We start from the raw sequence: 18185 nt of genomic DNA, 5'->3' as shown, positions 1-18185 counted from the left end.
GGGTCGGATGAAACGGGTGATCTTGTGATTGGCGCGATCCGCAGCGCTCTCCGCACGGGCTTCGGCCTGATCGAACGTCCGTTCGATCGGCTGTTCTCGCCTGCGCTCAATCCTCTGGCGCAGCTCGGCGCGCTCGGCTTCTTCTTCTTCTGGATCGTCGCCGTCAGCGGCATCTACCTTTTCATCTTCTTCGACACCGGCATCGAGCGCGCCTATCAGTCCGTGGAATATCTCAGCCGGGACCACTGGTTCCATGCGGGGGTGATGCGCAGCTTCCACCGCTACGCCTCCGACCTCTTGGTGGTCATGGTCGCGGTCCACCTGCTGCGCGAATTCGCCTACGACCATTACCGCGGCGTCCGCTGGTTCTCCTGGTTCACCGGGCTGCCGATCATCTGGCTGCTCTATGCCTCGGGCATCACCGGGTACTGGCTGGTCTGGGACAAGCTCGCGCAATATGTCGCACTGGTCTCCTCCGAATTGCTGGACTGGCTTCCGGTGTTCGGCGAGCCGATCGCGCGCAACTTCATCGCCACGGGGACGCTGACCAGTCGCTTCTTCTCGCTGATGGTGTTCATGCACGTCGCGGTGCCGTTGTTCCTGCTGTTCATCATGTGGGTGCACATCCTGCGAATCTCGCGACCGAAGGTGAACCCGCCGCGTGCGCTCGCGCTGTTGTCGCTCGCCGCGCTGCTGGCGGTCTCGATCTGGAGACCCGCACTCTCGCAAGGCCACGCCGACCTCGCGAAAGTGCCGGCGGCGGTCGGCATCGACTGGCTATACCTGCCGCTCTATCCCTTGACCACGCTTTGGGGCAACGGCGCGGTATGGGCGTTCCTCGGCGCCTTCTCGTTGATGATCGCGCTGATGCCGTGGCTGCCGCCGCTGCGGCGCGCCAGGGCGGTCGAGGTTCATCTCGACCATTGCAACGGCTGCGCGCGCTGCGCGGAGGATTGTCCTTATGAGGCGATCCGCATGGTCAACAGGACCGACGAGCTGCCGTTTCCGACGCAGGCGCAGGTCAATCCCTCGCTCTGCGTATCCTGCGGCATCTGTGTCGGCTCCTGCCCGTCGTCGACGCCATTCCAGCGCACCGCGGATCTGCAAACCGGGATCGACTTGCCCGAATATCCATTGAAGAATCTGCGCGAGAAGGTCGTGGCGACCGCCACCGGCCTGTCCGGGGCAGGTCGTGTGCTGGTGCTGGCGTGCGAACACGGGGCCGCCGCCGGGCGGCTGGATGGAACCGTGGTACTGCCATGCGTGGCCATGGCTCCGCCGTCCCTGATCGACTTCATCCTCAGCCGAGATCTTGCCGACGGCGTGGTCGTGGCCGGCTGCGCCGAGAGCGCCTGTTACAACCGGCTCGGGGTCAAATGGACCGAGGAGCGTTTTGCCGCGCAACGCGATCCCTATTTGCGTGCCCGCGTGCCGCGCGACCGGATCGCGACGATCTGGGCTTCTGCGCTGGAGGTGCGCAGGGCGGAAGTGGAGATCGCGGCCTTTGTCGCAGAAATGGCCGGAAAGCCTCCGCTGCGCATGCGTTCTCCGCTGCCAGCCAGCGCCGCCGCGAAATCCGGTGAGACGCGCGAGCCGGCCGAGGCGAGGACCAAGTCATGAGCGGGGCGCTGCGCACGGCCGGTCGGTTCGTGGTCATCCTGGCGCTGTTCGCCGGCGTCGCCGTGTTGTCGAACTGGCCAGTCTACCACCAGATCTCCGACAATTCGGGCGCGGTGCTCCTGACCTTCGTGCACGGCGCCGACCGCAGGGGTGAGTGCCGCAGGCTCAGCCCCGAGGAGATCGCGAAGCTGCCGCCGAACATGCGGCGGGTGCAGGACTGTCCGCGCGTTCGCCGCGCGATCCATGTCGAACTCGACGTCGACGGCCGCAGCATCTTCCGGGCCGACCTCCCGCCCACGGGGATCGCGGGCGACGGACCGTCCAAGGTCTATCAGCGCTTCGTGCTGCCGGCCGGAAAGTACGACGTCGACGTGCGGATGCGCGATTCCGCGCGCGCCGAGGGCTTCGACCACGAGCATCGCGAGACTGTGACGGTGGCGCCGTCGCAGCTCCTCGTCATCGACTACCGGCCTGAAAGCGGCGATTTCATCTTTCGGTGAGGAGAGCGTCATGGGCCTGTTGCACTGGGAAGACCGCTACAGCGTCGGCGTTGCGGCCGTGGACCACGAGCACCGAGAGCTGATCGAGCTGATCAACCGCCTCCATGCCGAGGCGACCGCGCAGCGTTCCAAGGACGCGGTGATCGGCTTCTTCGGCGACCTGTTCAAGGCGATCTCGTCGCATTTCGCGCTGGAGGAGCGCTTCATGCGCGAGCACGGCTACGACCAGCTCGTCCAGCACAAGAACGACCATGAGCGCCTGCTGGACGAGATCCGCGACCTCATGGAGGACTACGAAGCCAGCTCCAGGTTCGACGACCGCCTGCTCGCGAACGCGCTGGATGCCTGGTTCTCCCGGCATTTCGAAACCCATGATGCCCGATTGCACAAGGCGCTTGGCGCGCATTAGGGACCACGCAACCAGGTTCAACCCCGGAGATGAAGACATGAAACGGATATTGACCGCCATCGCCGTCGTCGCTGCGTCAGTGAGCGCAGCGGCCGCGGAGGACGTCGCTGCCGGTGCCACCGCGTTCAAGAAATGCGTGAGTTGCCACGACGTCGGCCCGACCGCGAAGAACAAGGTTGGGCCCGTCCTCAACGGCCTCGACGGCCGCAAATCGGGATCGATCGCGGGCTACAGCTATTCCGATGCGAACAAGAACTCGGGCATCACCTGGGACGAGGCGAACTTCCTGGACTACATCAAGGACCCCAAGGCCAAGGTGCCCGGCACCAAGATGGTGTTCGCCGGCATCAAGACCGAGGCTGAGGCCAAGAATCTCTGGGCCTACCTCAAGCAATACGACGCCGAGGGCAAGGCCAAGTAGTCGTCGCGGACGCAAGCCGCGGCGGAATCGTCGTTCAACCGGCGATGCCGTCATGCGGTGCTTTGGACCAGCGCAGCCGGCGGCCATCCATGTCGACAGCCCAGATGGTGACATCCTCAAGTCTGGGCAGCAGCGTCCGAATCTCGTCTGCCGACGCAATGGAGAGCGCGGTCGACAGCGCGTCGGCGACGGCTGCGGATGCGTGGTGCACGGTGATCGTGCGCCAATGCGCCGCGCTGCGGCCGCTGCGCGGGTCGAACAGATGATGCGCGGCGCCGTCGGCTCCCAGCACGCAGCCCGAGCCTTCCGACGTCGCCAGCGCGCCCCGCGCGAGCCGGATGGGCGCGGCATCCCGGCGTGCGACCAGCCAGGGCGATCCGTCGCGCCGCGGCGTCAGGGCGCGCTGCTCGCCAAGGTCGACCAGGATGTTGGTGAGGCCCTTCGCAGCGAGCAGTTCTACCACGCGATCGGTGACATAGCCCTGGCCGAGGCCGTTGAGCGTGAGACGCTGGCCCTCGCCGAGACGCAACGCGTCCCGCGCGAGCCGGATCCTGCGCCAGTCCACCGTCTGCCGAGCCAGCGCAATCACGTCATCGGGCGGCAGACCGGTGTGGTTGCGATTTCCGAACCAATCGACATGCGCTTCCCAGAGCGCCTGAACGGTTGGATCGAACAGCCCATTCGTGAGGTCGGCGACGCCCAGTGCCAGCGCCAGCGCGCGGTGCAGGTCGCCGCTCGGCTCCTCCAGCCGGCCCTCGCGGTTGAGGCGTCGCAACTCCGAGGCGTCGCGGAACAGGCTTAGCGCATTCTCCAGGCGTTCGATCTCCGCCTCGACCAGATCGACCACCTCGCGGGCGGTCTCGGCCGCTATCCCGTTGAACAGGATGCGCGCATCGGCGCCCACCGCCGTCCCTCGCCATTCGTAGTCGGCGGTCGCGGGACGGGCATGGCCCGCGACCGCACCGGCGGCTGCGGCTGCGAAGATGGTGATGGCGCGGCGGCGTGTCGGATGAACAGGAAGCATCGTCCTCCCTCACGAATTCCAGGGCGGCGCGGGCTGCGACAGCGGCTGGCGCCGCTGCGCGCGTTTCTTCAGGTGCAGGCAGACGTCCTGGTCGAAATAATTGGCCTGGCATTTCAGGCAATAGATGCATTCATTGGGGTTGATCTGGCCGAGCGGATGGATCGCCTGCACGGTGCAGCGCCGCGCGCAGACATGGCATTCGCTGCCGCATTCCCGGTAGCGCTTGAGCCATTCGAACATGCGCATGCGCGCGGGAATCGCCAGCGCCGCGCCGAGCGGGCAGAGATAGCGGCAATAAAAGCGCTCGACGAACAGGCCGGCGAGCAGCAGCAGTCCTGCGTAGAGCCCGAACGGCCACTCCCGCAGGAACTTCATCGTGATCGCGGTCTTGAAAGGCTCGATCTCGGCAAGCTGGAACGCCGCCAGGATCGAGCGCAGCGAGATAGCCAGAATACCGAGGAACACGACATACTTGATCATCCACAGCCGCTCGTGCAGCCCGAACGGAATTTCGATCTGCTTGATGCCGAGGCGCCGCGCGACCTGGTTGGTCAGCTCCTGTAGCGTGCCGAACGGACAAAGCCAGCCGCAGAATACGCCGCGTCCCCAGAACAGGATGCTGAGCGCGACGAAGCTCCAGAGCATGAACACCAGGGGGTCGAGCAGGAACAATTCCCAGCGGAAGCCGGAGAGCAATGCGTGGATGAAGGTCAGGACGTTGACGACCGAAAGCTGGGCGTTGGCAATGAAGCCGAGGAAGACCAGCGTCAGCAGCATGTAGCCGGTGCGCAGCCGATAGTAGAAGACGCCGTGCGCCGTCACCGTATCCTGGAAGATCAGGATCGCCGCAAGCACCGTGAGCATGGCGCCGAGCAGACCGATCTCGTAGCGGCGTGCCCACCAGATGTCCTGCCACAGGGTTTGCGTCGACGCGGGCGCGGCTGCAGCCGTTGCGACCTTGCCCGCCGCTGCCGGCGGCGCGGCGGCGATGAGATAGCGCTCCGGAATCCGGTACGCCAGCGAGACCACCGCGGGCCCGTGCGGCACCGAACCGGCGCCGAGGTCGAGATCGAGACGGAACGGTCTTGTCGAATCGAAGCCGCCGGCTTGCGGAATCCGGAACACCGCGATCTCGCGCAATTCGGGCGCGCCGGCGGCATGCAGGGACTCGACCGCAGTATGATCGGACGGCTTCAGACGGAACGTGCGGTTGTCCTGGACGAGTTCGATGCGGGTGAATGTTCCGGTCTGGCGCCACTCGGTGCCCTTGAACGAATAGAGCCCGCTGGCGCCGATCAGGATGAGGTCGTCCTCCGGCCCGATCTTGCCGAGCTCGCTCTCGTAGATGCGCTGGCCGAGCAGGCTCTCGCCGATCGGCGGCGGCGTCGCCAGCGCAAGCCATAGGTCGATGAACGGCTTTTCGGGCTCGCTGTCCTGCGTGGCCAGCAGCTTGGCTGCTTCGCCGCGCGACACCAGCCGGTGCTGCACCGCGCCTTCGGCGAGCAGCGATGGCCACGGCGACCGCCGCAGCGTCTCACGATCGAGACGCACGGCGCGGTCGGGCGCCATGCTGCGACTACGCAGCACGCTACGTGCCGAGCGCACGATTGCGTCCCGGATGACGGTGCTGGTGATGGTGGCGCCGGCGACTGCGTGCGGGCCGCGGGCGAGCTCGTCGGAAGGCTTCAACGCGGCGCCGGCGCGCACGTCGAAGCCGCGGAAGCCGGCGACATAGGCCGCGAGCGCGTCGCGTGGAATGCCGATCACCAGGATCGGCTCCTCGTGAGCGACGATCTCCGCGCCGACGATGATCCCCTCCGGGGTGACGGCGGCGACGATGTCGAGTGGGCGGCCCGCGTAGCCGACCGATCCGGACACGTCGAGGCTTGAGAAAGCATAGCCGAGCACGCGTCCATCCTTGGCCCTCACGCTTGCGGCGGGTGGGGTGCCTTCGGCGCGCTCGACGGTGGCAGGCTCGGCGAAGAACGTCTCGGCACGGCCGAGATCGGCCGCCTGTGTGCTGCACATTGCGAGCAGAAGCATCGCCATTGCGCGCAGGCCTTGCAAGGCAACAGGACCGATGGTGACGATCGACGTTCGCATGGCTCGGGATCAGGCAGGGTTCGGCCATCACCGCATTGAGGTATGTCAATCCCGGTCTTAACCGCGGTCAAGGCGAAGCTGCTGCATTCTAAGGCATAAGGCTCCATCGGGATTTTCACGCTGGAGGAATGTGATGCGAGGCCGAGCTTCTCTGCTAGCGATGCTCACCGGCGGCGCCGCCGCTGCCGCTCTGATGTTGGGTGCAATGACGGAGGGCTTCGCTCAGCAGCCGGCACCGAGTCCGAAACCTGCTGACGTGCAGCAGCACAAGACCACGCCGGGCGGCCAGTATCAGCCGAGGCTCGACGTTCTCGGCGACAAGCCGGTGGAACAGCCGGGCACCAAACCGGGTGATCCCAATCTGACCAAGGCCGAGTTCGAGAAGGCCAGCCGCATCTATTTCGAGCGCTGCGCTGGTTGCCACGGCGTGCTGCGCAAGGGCGCGACCGGCAAGCCGCTGACGCCCGATCTCACCAAGAAGCTCGGTTTCGATTATCTGCGCGACTTCATCACCTACGGCTCGCCCGGCGGCATGCCCAACTGGGGCACTTCGGGAGACCTCCAGGCGACAGACATCGAGTTGATGGCGCGCTATCTGCTCAACGAGCCGGCGCAGCCGCCGGAGTTCGGCCTGAAAGAGATGAAGGAGAGCTGGAAGGTTCTCGTGCCGGTTGCCCAACGGCCGACCAAGAAGATGAACAAGCTCGATATCGACAACCTGTTCTCGGTGACGCTGCGCGATGCCGGCGAGATCGCGCTGATCGACGGCACCACCAAGAAGATCGAGTACGTCCTGAAGTCGGGCTACGCGGTGCACATCTCGCGCATGTCGGCGTCCGGTCGCTACCTCTACATCATCGGGCGCGATTCGAAGCTCAACCTGATCGACCTCTGGATGGACCCGCCACAGACGGTGGCCGAGCTGAAGATCGGCACCGAGGCGCGCTCGGTGGAGACCTCGAAGTTCAAGGGCTACGAGGACAAGTACGCGATCGCCGGCTCCTACTGGCCGCCGCAATACGTGCTGATGGACGGCGCCACGCTCGAGCCGATCAAGGTGGTCTCGACCCGCGGCATGACCGAAGATACGCAGGAGTATCACCCGGAGCCGCGCGTCGCCTCGATCGTCGCCTCGCACTACAACCCCGAATTCGTCGTAAACGTCAAGGAAACCGGGCAGATCCTGCTGGTCAACTACAAGGACCTGAAGAATCTGAAGGTGACCGCGATCGAAGCCGAGCGCTTTCTGCATGATGGCGGTTTCGACAAGACCGGCCGCTACTTTCTGGTCGCCGCGAACGCCCGCCACAAGATCGCGATCGTCGACACCAAGGAGGACAAGCTCGTCGGCGTAGTCGAGTCCCAGGGCCAGACCCCGCACCCGGGGCGCGGTGCGAACTTGGAGCATCCGAAGTTCGGACCGGTGTGGGCGACGAGCCACCTCGGAAGCGAGACGATCTCCTTCATCGGCACCGATCCCGAGAAGCACAAGGATCAGGCGTGGAAGGTCGTGCAGACAATCGAGGGGCAGGGCTCCGGCTCGTTGTTCATCAAGACGCATCCGAAGTCGGAAAACCTCTACGTCGACACGCCCTTGAATACGGACGCGGAGATTTCCTCTTCGGTCGCGGTGTTCAAGATCAAGGACCTGGCCAAGGAGAAGCCCGAGTACAAGGTGCTTCCGATCGGACAGTGGTCCGGCATCTCCGAAGGCGCGCGTCGCGTGGTGCAGGGCGAGTTCAACAAGGATGGCACCGAGATCTGGTTCTCCGTCTGGAACAACAAGGTCCAGGACTCCGCGATCGTCGTGGTCGACGACAAGACGCTGACGTTGAAGACGGTCATCCGCGACAAACGGCTGATCACGCCGACCGGCAAATTCAACGTCTACAACACCCGCAACGACGTCTACTGATGGGTCACGAGAGGACGCGGCGACCTTGGTCGCCGCATCCTCCCACTCTGTGAAAGCGACCAAAGCGGAGCGGCTCATGGCTGTCGGGAAGGTCTATCTGGTCGGCGCCGGTCCCGGCGATCCGGAGCTGCTCACGCTGAAGGCGGTGCGCGCCATCGGCGAGGCAGATGTCGTCGTCTACGACCGGCTGGTGCCGCCGGCGATCCTCGACACCATCGCCGACGGCGTTCTCCGGATCAGTGTCGGCAAGCAGCCTGCGCACCACCCGGTGCCGCAGGACGAGATCAACGGAATTCTCGTGCGGCTCGCGCGCGCCGGCCGCACGGTGGTGCGACTGAAGGGCGGCGATCCTTTCATCTTCGGACGCGGCTCGGAGGAGGCCGCGGAATTGGAGGCCGCCGGGATTCCCTATGAGGTGGTTCCGGGCATCACCGCCGCGCAAGGCTGCGCCGCGGCGGTGCGGGTCCCGCTGACCCATCGCGGGCTCGCCTCGGGAGTGCGCTTTGTAACTGGCCATCGCAAGGCCAACGAGCCGCTCGACCTGGATTGGCGGAGCCTCGCTGACCCCGAGACCACGCTCGTGGTCTATATGGGCCTCGCCAATCTCGAGGAGATCGTCGGGAAGTTGGTCGCTGAAGGCTTGCCGGCAAACACTCCGGCGCTTGCGATTTGTCAAGGAACGACTCCCCAGGAGCGGCGAGTATGCACGCATCTGGAGACCCTTCCGATGGCGTTGAAGGATGCTTCCTTCAACGGGCCGGTTCTCTTCATCATCGGAAGGGTCGCCGCGATCGCCATGAAGCGTAGCGAGCGGAGCGATGCAAGAACGACCGAGGCGATTTCAGTTGTGGCCTAGCCTCGCATTGGCCTCGGTCGCTGCGATCGCGCCTGCGGTCGCGGCGAGGGCGGGCGGTGACGCCGCGCGGCTGGCGAGCCTGGTACGGCAGGATTGCGGCTCGTGCCATGGATTGACGCTCAAGGGCGGTCTCGGCAAGCCGCTCACGCCCGAGCATCTGCAATCCTGGAGCCGTGACCAACTCGTCGGCATCATTCTCGACGGCGTGCCGGGCACGCCGATGCCGCCCTGGCGTCCGCTGCTCAGCGAGCCCGACGCGCGATGGATCGCGGAAAGGCTGCAGCAAGGAGATCTGCCGTGACCCTGAGGCTCATTCTGACCTTGTTGCTGATGATGCCCGCCTTCGCCCGCGCCGACGGGCTGCGCGGCACCGGCAATCTCGGGCTCGTCATCGAGCGCGCGACCGGATCGGCGCTGATCGTCGATACCGGGGAGCGCAAGGCGATCGGCCGCGTCGAGGGGCTCGGCGATCTCTCGCATGCCTCCGCAGTGTTCCCGCCAGACCAGCGTTACGCCTACGTGTTCGGCCGCGACGGCGGCCTGTCCAAGGTCGATCTGCTCACCGCCACGATCGCCCGGCGGATCGTGCAGGCGGGAAATTCGATCGGCGGCGCCATCTCCGACGACGGCGCGCTAATCGCGGTGTCGAACTATGAGCCGGGCGGCGTGCGGGTATTCGACGCCAGGACGCTCGATCCGATCGCCAGCATTCCCGCCGTCGGCGCCGACGGCAGGACGTCGAAGACGATCGGGCTGGTCGATCTGCCGGGGCGGCGTTTCGCTTGGGCACTTTATGACGCCGGCGAGATCTGGATTGCGGATCTGACCAACGTCGAGGCACCCGCGGTCACGCGGCTGACCGATGTCGGCAAGCTGCCCTATGACGGCAACGTCACGCCCGACGGACGGCACTATCTCGCCGGCCTGTTCGGAGAGGACGGCGTTGTTCACGTCGATACCTGGCAGCAGCCGCTCAAGGCCGAGCGCATCCTCGACGGCTACGGCCGCGGCGAACAGCAATTGCCGGTCTACAAGATGCCGCACCTGGAGGGCTGGGCCGCGGTCGGCGACAAGCTGCTGCTGCCGGCGGTCGGGCATCACGAACTGATCGCCGTCGATCTGCGCAAGTTCACCGAAGTGGGCAGGGTGGCGACGCATGGCCAGCCGGTGTTCGCGGTGGCGCGGCCTGACGGCCGCCATGTCTGGGTCAACTTCGCCCATCCGCTCAACGACACCATCGAGGTCGTCGACACTGAGAGCCTCGAGGTGATCCATCGCCTGACGCCCGGGCCGGCCGTGCTGCACATGGAGTTCACGCCACGTGGTAACGAGGTCTGGGTCTCCGTGCGCGATGCCGACCGCATCGACGTCTATGACGCCGCCTCCTTTGCCAAGAAGGCGGAGATTCCGGCGCAGAAGCCGTCCGGCATCTTCTTCACCGCACGCGCGACGAGGATCGGACAATGACGCCGACGCCCACCGAGCTCAGCTTGATCGATCGCTGGCAGCATGATTTCCCGCTGGTCGAGAAGCCCTTCACGGTGGTCGGCCGCTCGGCGGCCCTGGACGCGCAGGAGACCATCGACGTATTCCGCCGCATGCAGCGCGGCGATCTGATCTCGCGCATCGGCGCGGTGGTTCGCCCGAACACGGTGGGTGCCAGCACGCTTGCCGCCATGCAGGTGCCGACGGATCGGCTGGAGGAGGTAGCGGCCATCGTCAGCCGGGAGGCGCTGGTCACCCACAATTACGAGCGAGAGCACGACCTGAATCTGTGGTTCGTCGTCGCCGGTATCGACCCCTACGCGGTCGCTGCCACGATTCAGAGCATCGAGGAGCGGTGCGGTGTTGCCGCGATCGCACTGCCGATGCTCCAAGCCTATCATCTCGGCCTCGGCTTTCCACTCGGCGGGCCGCGGCGGCAAAAGAACGGGGCCGCAAGCTCGGCCGGGGAGTATCATCCCGATCCACGCGATCGCAGCATCCTTGCCGCAATCGAGAACGGGCTGCCGCTCGTCGAGCAACCCTATCATGCAGTCGCGGATCGGCTTGCGCTCGATCAGGCCGTGGTGATCTCTCGCCTCGAGCATCTCGTGGCTGCGGGTGTCGTGACGCGGTTCGGCTGCGTCGTCCGGCACGACAAGCTCGGCTTCAGGGCCAACGCAATGGCCGTGTGGGATATTCCCGACGAGGCCATCGACGGCGTCGCCGCGACGTTCGCACGACATCCCGCCGTGACGCTGTGCTACCTTCGTCCGCGCTGGCTTCCGCTCTGGCCCTACAATCTCTTCTGCATGGTGCATGCGAAGTCGCGGCCCGATGCCTATGCCGCCATCGACGAGCTCAATCTGCTGGCCGACACCGGCCTGAAGCGGCAGGCCGTTCTGTTCTCGAAACGCTGTTTCAAGCAGCGCGGGGCGGTGTTCTCCCGGGGCGAGGGAGCAAACTGATGCGTTCTCTGGATCCGACCGAACGCGCTGTCGTCAACGGCCTGCAAGGCGGCTTTCCGCTGACCGAGCGGCCATTTCGCGATGCCGGCGCCGAGTTGGGCCTCAGCGAAGGCGAACTGATCGATTGTCTCGGCGGCCTCGTCGCCGGCGGGCAGCTCAGCCGCTTCGGTCCGCTCTGGAACGCGGAGCTCATGGGCGGAGCCGTCTGCCTCGCCGCGATGGCCGTGCCGCTCGAGCGCTTTGACAAAGTCGCCGATCTCGTCAACGCTCATCCGGAGATCGCGCACAATTACGAACGCGATCACGAGCTCAACATGTGGTTCGTTGTGTCGGCCGCCGATCCGGACCGGATCGACCAGGTCATCGCGGAGATCGAATGCGAGACCGGCCTTGTCGTCCGCGCCATGCCGAAGACGCGCGAATTCTTCGTCGGCTTTCGTGTCGAGGTCTGAACATGCTGGATGCCACCGATCGCAGGCTTGTTGCCGCCACCCAGTCCGGCCTGCCGCTCGCGCCGGAGCCTTACCGCGTGCTTGCCGGGCGGCTCGGACTCGCACACGCCGAGGTGATCGCGCGGCTGCGGCGCTTGGCCGACGACGGCGCCATCCGCCGTATCGGCGCGATTCCGAACCATTACGCGCTCGGTTACACCGCGAACGGCATGTCGGTGTGGGACATCGAAGACGCCTCCATCGCCGAGATCGGCGCGAAGGTTGGCGCGCTCGATTTCGTAACCCACTGCTACGAGCGGCCGCGTCACCTTCCGCTTTGGCCGTACAATCTCTTTGCGATGGTCCATGGCAGGACCCGAGACGAGGTGCGGGTCAAGGTCGTGGAGATCGCGGCACTCGTCGGCCCCGCCGCGCGCGCCCATGAGGTGCTGTTCTCCACCCGGATACTGAAGAAGACCGGACTTCGTCTTGCGGCCTGAACCGAGGAGCGGTCATGTTTCGCCTGAGCCAATATCTGCATGAGCTGGACGAGCCGGCCCCGACGGGTCCCGTCCGCCAGCCGCCCGGGCCGGTGGTGATCTGGAACCTGATCCGGCGCTGCAACCTCACCTGCAAGCATTGCTACTCGATCTCCGGTGACGTCGACTTCCCGGGCGAGCTCTCGACCGCAGACGTCTTCCACGTCATGGACGACCTCAAGGCATTTCGCGTGCCGGTGCTGATCCTGTCCGGCGGCGAGCCCTTGATGCGGCAGGACATCTTCGAGATTTCCACGCGCGCCAAGGCGATGCGGTTCTATGTCGGCCTGTCCTCGAACGGCACGCTGGTCGATGCCGCCATGGCCGACCGCGTCCGCGACATCGGCTACGACTACGTCGGCATTTCCCTGGACGGCATCGGCGCCACCCACGACCGCTTCCGCCGCAAGGAGGGCGCCTATCAGGAAGCCCTGACTGGCCTGCGGCTCCTGCGCGACCGCGGCATCAAGGTCGGCGTCCGCTTCACCATGACCGAGGACAACGCGGTCGAGTTGCCGCGCCTGCTCGATCTCGTCGAGCAGGAGGGCTTTCCAAAGTTCTATCTGTCCCACCTCGTCTACGCCGGGCGGGGCAACAAGAACCGGGGCGACGACGCAATGTGGCAGACCACGCGCGATGCCATGGACATGGTGATCGCGCGTGCCTGGCGCTGGGCGCAGGCTGGAAGCGAGATAGAGATCGTGACCGGCAACAACGACGCAGACGCGGTCCATCTGCTGCATTGGGCCGAGCGGAACGCGCCGCAGGCGGTCGGTAGTCTGCGTGCGAAGCTGGTGCGCTGGGGCGGCAATTCCTCCGGCGTCAACGTCGCCAACATCGACAATCTCGGAAACGTTCACCCCGACACGATGTGGTGGCACCACACCCTCGGCAACGTGAAGGCGCGCCCATTCTCCGAGATATGGAACGACCTGTCGGATCCGATCATGGCAGGCCTGAAACAGAAGCCGCGCCGCGTCTCGGGCCGTTGCGGCGCCTGCATCCATCTCGACATCTGCAATGGCAACACGCGGGTGCGCGCGCAGCGTATCACCGGCGATGCCTGGGCGGAGGACCCCGGTTGTTATCTCGGCGATTCCGAGATCGGGCTCGAGGCGCCGATCGAACGGGTGAGGACCAGCATCTATCGTGGAAGGCATCATGAAGCGCAGCTGTCTGTCTGATTGGATCGCCGTCGCGCTGACGGCATGCGCGCTGGCTGGCCCTGCCTCGGCCGAACCGGATGCAGCAAAACTGTTTGCGGAGAATTGCGCCGAATGCCATGGCGCGGACCGCCTCGGTCGGCTCGGACCGGCGCTGCTGCCAGAAAATCTCGGCCGGCTGACCGGTGCGCGCGCCGCCGCCGTCATCGCCGACGGCCGCGCAGCTACCCAGATGCCCGGATTCGCCGGCAAGCTGGGCAGCGACGATATCGCCGCGCTCGCTACCTACATCGCTTCACCGCTTCCCTCGGTGCCCGCCTGGGGGCCGGTGGAGATCGAGGCGAGCCGCGTCGTGTATGCCTTCGCGCCCGAGCTCGATCGCCCGCGCTTCGAGGCCGATCCGATGAATCTGTTCGTCGTCGTCGAGGCTGGCGACCATCATGCGACCATCCTCGACGGCGACCGCTTCGAGCCGCTGACGCGCTTCCAGACCCGCTTCGCGCTGCACGGCGGACCAAAATTCACGCCGGACGGACGCTACGTCTTCTTCATGTCGCGCGACGGCTGGGTCTCGAAGTACGACCTCTGGACGCTGACCATGCTCTCGGAGGTGCGCGCCGGCATCAACGCGCGCAACATCGCGATCTCGCGGGACGGCAAGCACATCGCAGTCGCGAACTATCTGCCCCACACGCTGGTGATGCTCTCGACCGACGATCTCAAGGTCGAGAAGGTGTTCGAGGCGGAGGACCGCAAGGGCAATTCCTCACGTGTCTCCGCCGTCTACCAGGCGCCAACCCGGAACAGCTTCATCGCCGCGCTCAAGGACGTTCCCGAAATCTGGGAGATCGCAACCGACCCGAATGCACCGCCGGTCTATTCTGGCTTCGTGCACAGTCACGAGAAAGGCATGATCGAGGCGCTGGCTTCCTCGCAGGGGCTATTCGCCCTGCGGCGGATCGAGGTGCCGGAGCCGCTCGACGACTTCTTTTTCGATCCGCCGTACCGCAACCTGATCGGCTCGGCGCGCGAGGGCAGGGCGATCGTCGTCAACCTCACCGTCGGGCGTGATATCAAGCAGCTCGACCTGCCAAGCCTGCCGCATCTCGGCTCGGGCATTTCCTGGACCTTCAACGGTCGCCCGGTGATGGCGACGCCGCTTCTGAAGGAAGGCAAGATCAGCGTGCTCGACCTGCAGGACTGGTCGCTCATCAAGGTGATCGACACGCCGGGCCCCGGGTTCTTCATGCGCAGCCACGAGAATACGCCCTATGCATGGGCCGACAGCATGATGAGCGCGAAGAAGGATACGCTCTCGATCATCGACAAGCGCACGCTGGAAGTGGTTCGCAGCGTGACGCCGGAGCCGGGCAAGACCGCTGCGCATGTCGAGTTCGATAGGGACGGCCGCCACGCCCTGGTCTCGATCTGGGACGACCGGGGCGCGCTGGTGGTCTACGATGCGGCGACTTTCGTCGAGGTGAAGCGCATCCCGATGTCCCGTCCATCCGGCAAATATAATGTGTGGAACAAGATCACCTTCTCCGATGGCACCAGCCACTAGCGCGGTTTGCACCGAGCCGCGGACCGCCATTCTGTTGGCGGCTCATGGTGAGCGAAGGGAGGATGCCAGCAACGAAGCCGTCTTCCGGCTGGTTCGCGCGTTGTCGGATCGCGCGCTCGCCGCCGAGGTCGAGGCAGGATTCATCAATGGCGTGCCGACCATCGCCGCAGCGCTCGACGCGCTAACGGCCGCCCGGATTATCGTCTACCCCTTGTTCGCTTCGAGCGGGTATTTCACGCGTGATCGACTCGTGGCGCTGATCGACGAGGCCAACAGGGAGGGCCGGCACATCCGCATCCTGCCCCCGCTGGGTCTCGATCCGGGCTTGCCGGATCTCGTCGTGGCCTTTGCGAGGAATGCCGCCCGCGAACGAGGGTTTGCCGCCAGAGCGAGCAACGTCATCCTGCTGGCGCACGGCTCGCGACGAAACTCGGCCTCCCGCAACGACACCGAACGGATTGCGGAGGTGGTTCGGCGCCGTGCTGTCTTCACGCAGGTCGAGCCTGCGTTTCTCGAGGAACGACCCTTCCTCGCCGATACGGCGTCGACGCTTTCCGGGCCCACCGTCGTCGTCGGACTGTTTTCCGGCGAGGGCCTGCACGGGGCGCGCGATGCTCCCCGCCTGATCGTCGAACTCGGCCGCGACGATGTCGCCTATGCAGGCGTGGTCGGCAGCGCGCCGGGCATCGAGGATGTGGTCGCCCGGTCTGCGGGGGAAGCAATCCTGCAGGACATTCGTTCCAGCACGGAAGTGCTGTCAATGTCGCGCCTTGGCGCCGTGCGCGGCGGCGTGACCTCGCGTCAAACCGCGTGAAAGGTCCAACCATCGGTTGACCTGCGAAATCGAGACGTCGGCTGTAACCAATTGATCTATATGGACTTGTTGGGGCCGTCCTTTGCATTCAAGTGCCTGCGGTCGTTCGTAAGACATCAGGCTCTTGATCAGCGGGTCCCATGCTCGAGCCCTGGTGGGTCCACCATATAAATCAATCACTTAGAGGATAGGGGTGGTGTCGTTCCGACAACCCTTGCCCACGGGCGTTCGTCGCGTGGACCGCATCGCGGTGCCCCGCATTGCTCTGACCGTTCCAAGCACGCGTTCGGCTTCCGATGTCGGGACAACTCTGCTGTCGTGTGGACATCGCGGTGAACATTCAGTCCCGCCTCGGCCAGAACGATTCCTGTTGTTCAGCGAGTCCGACGCCTCTAGCATCGCGTCAGAACGGACGTCGGGACGAAATTGTGCCGCGAGGACATCATGCGCTGCATTCGTGCATTGCTGCTGGCCGCGGGTGTGCTGGGACCGCTGCTGTTCGCATCGGCGGAGCCGAGCCATGCGCAGGGGATTCCGCAAGACATTCCGAGGAAGGATCTGTTGATCCTCGAGAACCCGGAAGGCACGGTCAAGAACGCCGGCTGGTTCAACATCTGGGTGATCAATGCCAGCTCGCAGTCCAATGGGCTGCAGCAGGCTGCGCTTGATACGCTCTGGTACATCGATCCCGAGAGCGGCCTCGACGGCGTCTGGGACAACTCGCTGGCCGCCGACAAGCCGCAATACAACGCCGACTTCACCGAAATGACGGTCAGGCTCCGGAGCGGCATCTTCTGGAGCGACGGGGTCGAATTCACCGCCGATGACGTCGTCGCGACCGTGACGACCCAGATCAAGCATCGGGCCATGCGCTTCAGTGCGGTGCTGGCGAGCAACGTGGCCTCGGTCGAGGCACCGGACGCTCATACGGTCGTGTTCAAGCTCAAGAAACCCAATTCACGCTTCCACGCCAATTTCACGGTGCGCTGGGGCGCGATCTGGATCTTGCCCAAGCATGTGTTCGACAAGGTCGACGATCCCGTCAAATTCGACTTCAACAAGCCGGTCTCGCTCGGCGCCTATGTGCTGCACAGTTACGATCCCGACGGCAAATGGTACATCTGGCAGCTTCGCGATGACTGGCAGCGCACCACGCTGGCGCGCTTCGGCAAGCCGGGGCCCAAATATCTCGCCTATGTCGATCCCGGACCGCCCGAGAAACGTGTGATCGCGCAGCTCAACCACGAGCTCGACGTGATCCACGACATCGCGCCGGAAGGCATGTTTGCGCTGGCCAAGCAGAGCAAGACGACGCGAGCCTGGTTCAAGGGCTTCCCCTATGGCCATCCCGATCCGACGCTTCCCGCTGTCATCTTCAATACCCAGAATGAGAATTTCAAGAATCCGGACGTGCGGTGGGCGTTGGCGTTGCTGATCGACATCAAGGCCGTTGCGATGGCGGCCTATCGCGGCGCTGCCACCATCTCCGCGATCGGCGTGCCGCCGACGGGAACCCATCCGGCCACCTATCACGCGCCGATGGAAGACTGGCTCAAGACCTTCGAGATCGATACCGGCAAGCGCAAGATCAAACCGTACGACCCGACGATCGGCCAGCAGATTGCCGACATGCTGCGGCCTTCCATGGGCGAGCAGATCCCGTCGGATCCGGCTGACATCGCCAAGGCATTCGGCAGGGGTTGGTGGAAGACCGATCCGCAAGCGGCGCAGGAGCTTCTGGAGAAGGCCGGCTTCAGCAAGCGGGGTGGTGCCTGGATCACGCCTGATGGAAAGCCCTTCAGCATCCGTGTCATGGTCGAGGGCGATTTGCGTCCGGTGATGACGCGGGCCGGAACGATGATCGTGCAACTGTGGAAGCAGGCGGGCATCGATGCCAAGATCGACGTCGCGCAAGGAACGCTGCCGACGCGGCGGGCGGCCGGCGATTTCGACACCTTCATCGGCTGGAGCGTCGAGACCTGGGGCGGGCACCAGGACCTGTCCTACTTCCTCGACAGCTGGCATTCGGAATTCGTCGCCGAGCCGGGCAAGCCGCAGCCGCTGCGCAACTGGCAGCGCTGGTCCAGTCCTACGCTCGACAAGATCATCGAGGAAATCCGCACCGTCGGCTTCGATGATCCCAGGTCGATCGAGCTCGGCAAGGAGTACGTCAAGCTCGCGGTCAAGGAGATGCCGACCATTCCGCTGATGGCCTACAACGTCTTCACCGCCATGGATCAGACCTACTGGACGGGTTTTCCGACCGCGGAGAATCCCTACACCAATCCCGTGCCGAACTGGGGCAATTCGCGCTACATGTTCGTCCGGCTGAAGCCGGCAAATTAGCAAGCGATGATCCCTGAGCGCCCGTATCTG

17 protein-coding genes are annotated in these 18185 nt (G+C 65.0%); 15 read left to right on the top strand and 2 right to left on the bottom strand.

Going from position 1 to position 18185, the window contains the following annotated elements; translation table 11 throughout:
• The first annotated feature begins 24 nt into the window (after positions 1 to 24).
• The 4 genes from QY049_RS12555 to QY049_RS12540 are packed head-to-tail and all read left to right on the top strand — an operon-like array spanning position 25 to position 2950.
• Positions 25 to 1620: a cytochrome b N-terminal domain-containing protein gene (locus tag QY049_RS12555; RefSeq protein ID WP_301269424.1), complete on the top strand. Its 1596-nt coding sequence runs from the start codon at positions 25 to 27 to the stop codon at positions 1618 to 1620.
• Positions 1617 to 2120 carry a hypothetical protein gene (locus QY049_RS12550; protein ID WP_301269423.1) on the top strand — a complete coding sequence of 168 codons (504 nt, stop codon included), beginning with the start codon at positions 1617 to 1619 and terminating at the stop codon, positions 2118 to 2120. Before QY049_RS12555 ends, QY049_RS12550 begins: the two co-directional genes overlap by 4 nt.
• Positions 2121 to 2130: 10 nt before the next feature.
• Positions 2131 to 2529, top strand: coding sequence for a bacteriohemerythrin (locus tag QY049_RS12545; RefSeq protein ID WP_194481072.1), 399 nt, complete (start codon positions 2131 to 2133; stop codon positions 2527 to 2529).
• A 37-nt stretch (positions 2530 to 2566) separates the two neighbouring features.
• Positions 2567 to 2950, top strand: coding sequence for a cytochrome c family protein (locus QY049_RS12540; RefSeq protein WP_301269422.1), 384 nt, complete (start codon positions 2567 to 2569; stop codon positions 2948 to 2950).
• A 34-nt stretch (positions 2951 to 2984) separates the two neighbouring features.
• Here QY049_RS12540 and QY049_RS12535 read toward each other — a convergent pair whose 3' ends face one another.
• Both QY049_RS12535 and QY049_RS12530 read right to left on the bottom strand, forming a co-directional pair.
• On the bottom strand, positions 2985 to 3974 hold the full coding sequence (locus QY049_RS12535) for an FAD:protein FMN transferase (RefSeq protein ID WP_301269421.1): 990 nt from the start codon (positions 3972 to 3974) through the stop codon (positions 2985 to 2987).
• Between the two features lie 9 nt (positions 3975 to 3983).
• Complete coding sequence (locus tag QY049_RS12530) at positions 3984 to 6077, bottom strand: NosR/NirI family protein (protein ID WP_258765964.1); 2094 nt, start codon at positions 6075 to 6077, stop codon at positions 3984 to 3986.
• Between the two features lie 133 nt (positions 6078 to 6210).
• Here QY049_RS12530 and QY049_RS12525 point away from each other — a divergent pair, with 133 nt between their 5' ends.
• From QY049_RS12525 to QY049_RS12475, 11 genes are all read left to right on the top strand, one after another.
• Positions 6211 to 7992 (top strand): nitrite reductase, encoded by a 1782-nt coding sequence (locus tag QY049_RS12525; RefSeq protein ID WP_301269420.1) that lies wholly within the window; start codon positions 6211 to 6213, stop codon positions 7990 to 7992.
• Positions 7993 to 8017: 25 nt separating this feature from the next.
• A complete protein-coding gene (cobA, locus tag QY049_RS12520) occupies positions 8018 to 8848 on the top strand; it encodes a uroporphyrinogen-III C-methyltransferase (RefSeq protein WP_301269419.1) in 831 nt (276 codons plus the stop codon).
• The gene (locus tag QY049_RS12515) at positions 8838 to 9149 is read left to right on the top strand and encodes a cytochrome c (RefSeq protein WP_258765966.1); all 312 of its coding nucleotides are present in this window, start codon (positions 8838 to 8840) and stop codon (positions 9147 to 9149) included. Before cobA ends, QY049_RS12515 begins: the two co-directional genes overlap by 11 nt.
• Positions 9146 to 10315 (top strand): cytochrome D1 domain-containing protein, encoded by a 1170-nt coding sequence (locus QY049_RS12510; protein ID WP_301269418.1) that lies wholly within the window; start codon positions 9146 to 9148, stop codon positions 10313 to 10315. The genes QY049_RS12515 and QY049_RS12510 overlap by 4 nt, the downstream gene beginning before the upstream one ends.
• Complete coding sequence (locus QY049_RS12505) at positions 10312 to 11298, top strand: Lrp/AsnC family transcriptional regulator (RefSeq protein ID WP_301269417.1); 987 nt, start codon at positions 10312 to 10314, stop codon at positions 11296 to 11298. The genes QY049_RS12510 and QY049_RS12505 overlap by 4 nt, the downstream gene beginning before the upstream one ends.
• Entirely contained in the window at positions 11298 to 11750 is a 453-nt protein-coding gene (locus tag QY049_RS12500) for an Lrp/AsnC family transcriptional regulator (protein WP_301269416.1), read from the top strand. Before QY049_RS12505 ends, QY049_RS12500 begins: the two co-directional genes overlap by 1 nt.
• A gap of 2 nt (positions 11751 to 11752) precedes the next feature.
• Positions 11753 to 12229: an AsnC family transcriptional regulator gene (locus tag QY049_RS12495; protein WP_194481086.1), complete on the top strand. Its 477-nt coding sequence runs from the start codon at positions 11753 to 11755 to the stop codon at positions 12227 to 12229.
• 14 nt (positions 12230 to 12243) lie between these two features.
• The gene (gene nirJ / locus QY049_RS12490) at positions 12244 to 13452 is read left to right on the top strand and encodes a heme d1 biosynthesis radical SAM protein NirJ (protein ID WP_301269415.1); all 1209 of its coding nucleotides are present in this window, start codon (positions 12244 to 12246) and stop codon (positions 13450 to 13452) included.
• Complete coding sequence (locus QY049_RS12485; RefSeq protein ID WP_301269414.1) at positions 13430 to 14995, top strand: cytochrome D1 domain-containing protein; 1566 nt, start codon at positions 13430 to 13432, stop codon at positions 14993 to 14995. Before nirJ ends, QY049_RS12485 begins: the two co-directional genes overlap by 23 nt.
• 34 nt (positions 14996 to 15029) lie before the next feature.
• Positions 15030 to 15809, top strand: a complete 780-nt coding sequence (locus QY049_RS12480) for a CbiX/SirB N-terminal domain-containing protein (protein WP_301269413.1) — start codon at positions 15030 to 15032, stop codon at positions 15807 to 15809.
• Positions 15810 to 16253: 444 nt separating this feature from the next.
• Positions 16254 to 18155, top strand: a complete 1902-nt coding sequence (locus tag QY049_RS12475) for an ABC transporter substrate-binding protein (protein WP_301269412.1) — start codon at positions 16254 to 16256, stop codon at positions 18153 to 18155.
• The last annotated feature ends 30 nt before the right edge of the window (positions 18156 to 18185 follow it).

Source organism: Bradyrhizobium sp. WYCCWR 13022 (assembly GCF_030435535.1).
In the GTDB taxonomy this organism is placed as follows: Bacteria; Pseudomonadota; Alphaproteobacteria; order Rhizobiales; family Xanthobacteraceae; genus Bradyrhizobium.
Note: the sequence above shows the minus strand (reverse complement) of the source record. Positions and strands in the feature narration are given on the sequence as shown.

Coding starts and splice junctions, on each gene's coding strand:
- QY049_RS12500 (WP_301269416.1), top strand. CDS start 11,298: ATGCGTTCTCTGGATCCGACCGAACGCGCTGTCGTCAACGGCCTGCAA.
- QY049_RS12535 (WP_301269421.1), bottom strand. CDS start 3,974: ATGCTTCCTGTTCATCCGACACGCCGCCGCGCCATCACCATCTTCGCA.
- QY049_RS12530 (WP_258765964.1), bottom strand. CDS start 6,077: ATGCGAACGTCGATCGTCACCATCGGTCCTGTTGCCTTGCAAGGCCTG.
- QY049_RS12550 (WP_301269423.1), top strand. CDS start 1,617: ATGAGCGGGGCGCTGCGCACGGCCGGTCGGTTCGTGGTCATCCTGGCG.
- QY049_RS12545 (WP_194481072.1), top strand. CDS start 2,131: ATGGGCCTGTTGCACTGGGAAGACCGCTACAGCGTCGGCGTTGCGGCC.
- QY049_RS12495 (WP_194481086.1), top strand. CDS start 11,753: ATGCTGGATGCCACCGATCGCAGGCTTGTTGCCGCCACCCAGTCCGGC.
- nirJ (WP_301269415.1), top strand. CDS start 12,244: ATGTTTCGCCTGAGCCAATATCTGCATGAGCTGGACGAGCCGGCCCCG.
- QY049_RS12525 (WP_301269420.1), top strand. CDS start 6,211: ATGCGAGGCCGAGCTTCTCTGCTAGCGATGCTCACCGGCGGCGCCGCC.
- QY049_RS12475 (WP_301269412.1), top strand. CDS start 16,254: ATGCGCTGCATTCGTGCATTGCTGCTGGCCGCGGGTGTGCTGGGACCG.
- QY049_RS12505 (WP_301269417.1), top strand. CDS start 10,312: ATGACGCCGACGCCCACCGAGCTCAGCTTGATCGATCGCTGGCAGCAT.
- QY049_RS12540 (WP_301269422.1), top strand. CDS start 2,567: ATGAAACGGATATTGACCGCCATCGCCGTCGTCGCTGCGTCAGTGAGC.
- QY049_RS12485 (WP_301269414.1), top strand. CDS start 13,430: ATGAAGCGCAGCTGTCTGTCTGATTGGATCGCCGTCGCGCTGACGGCA.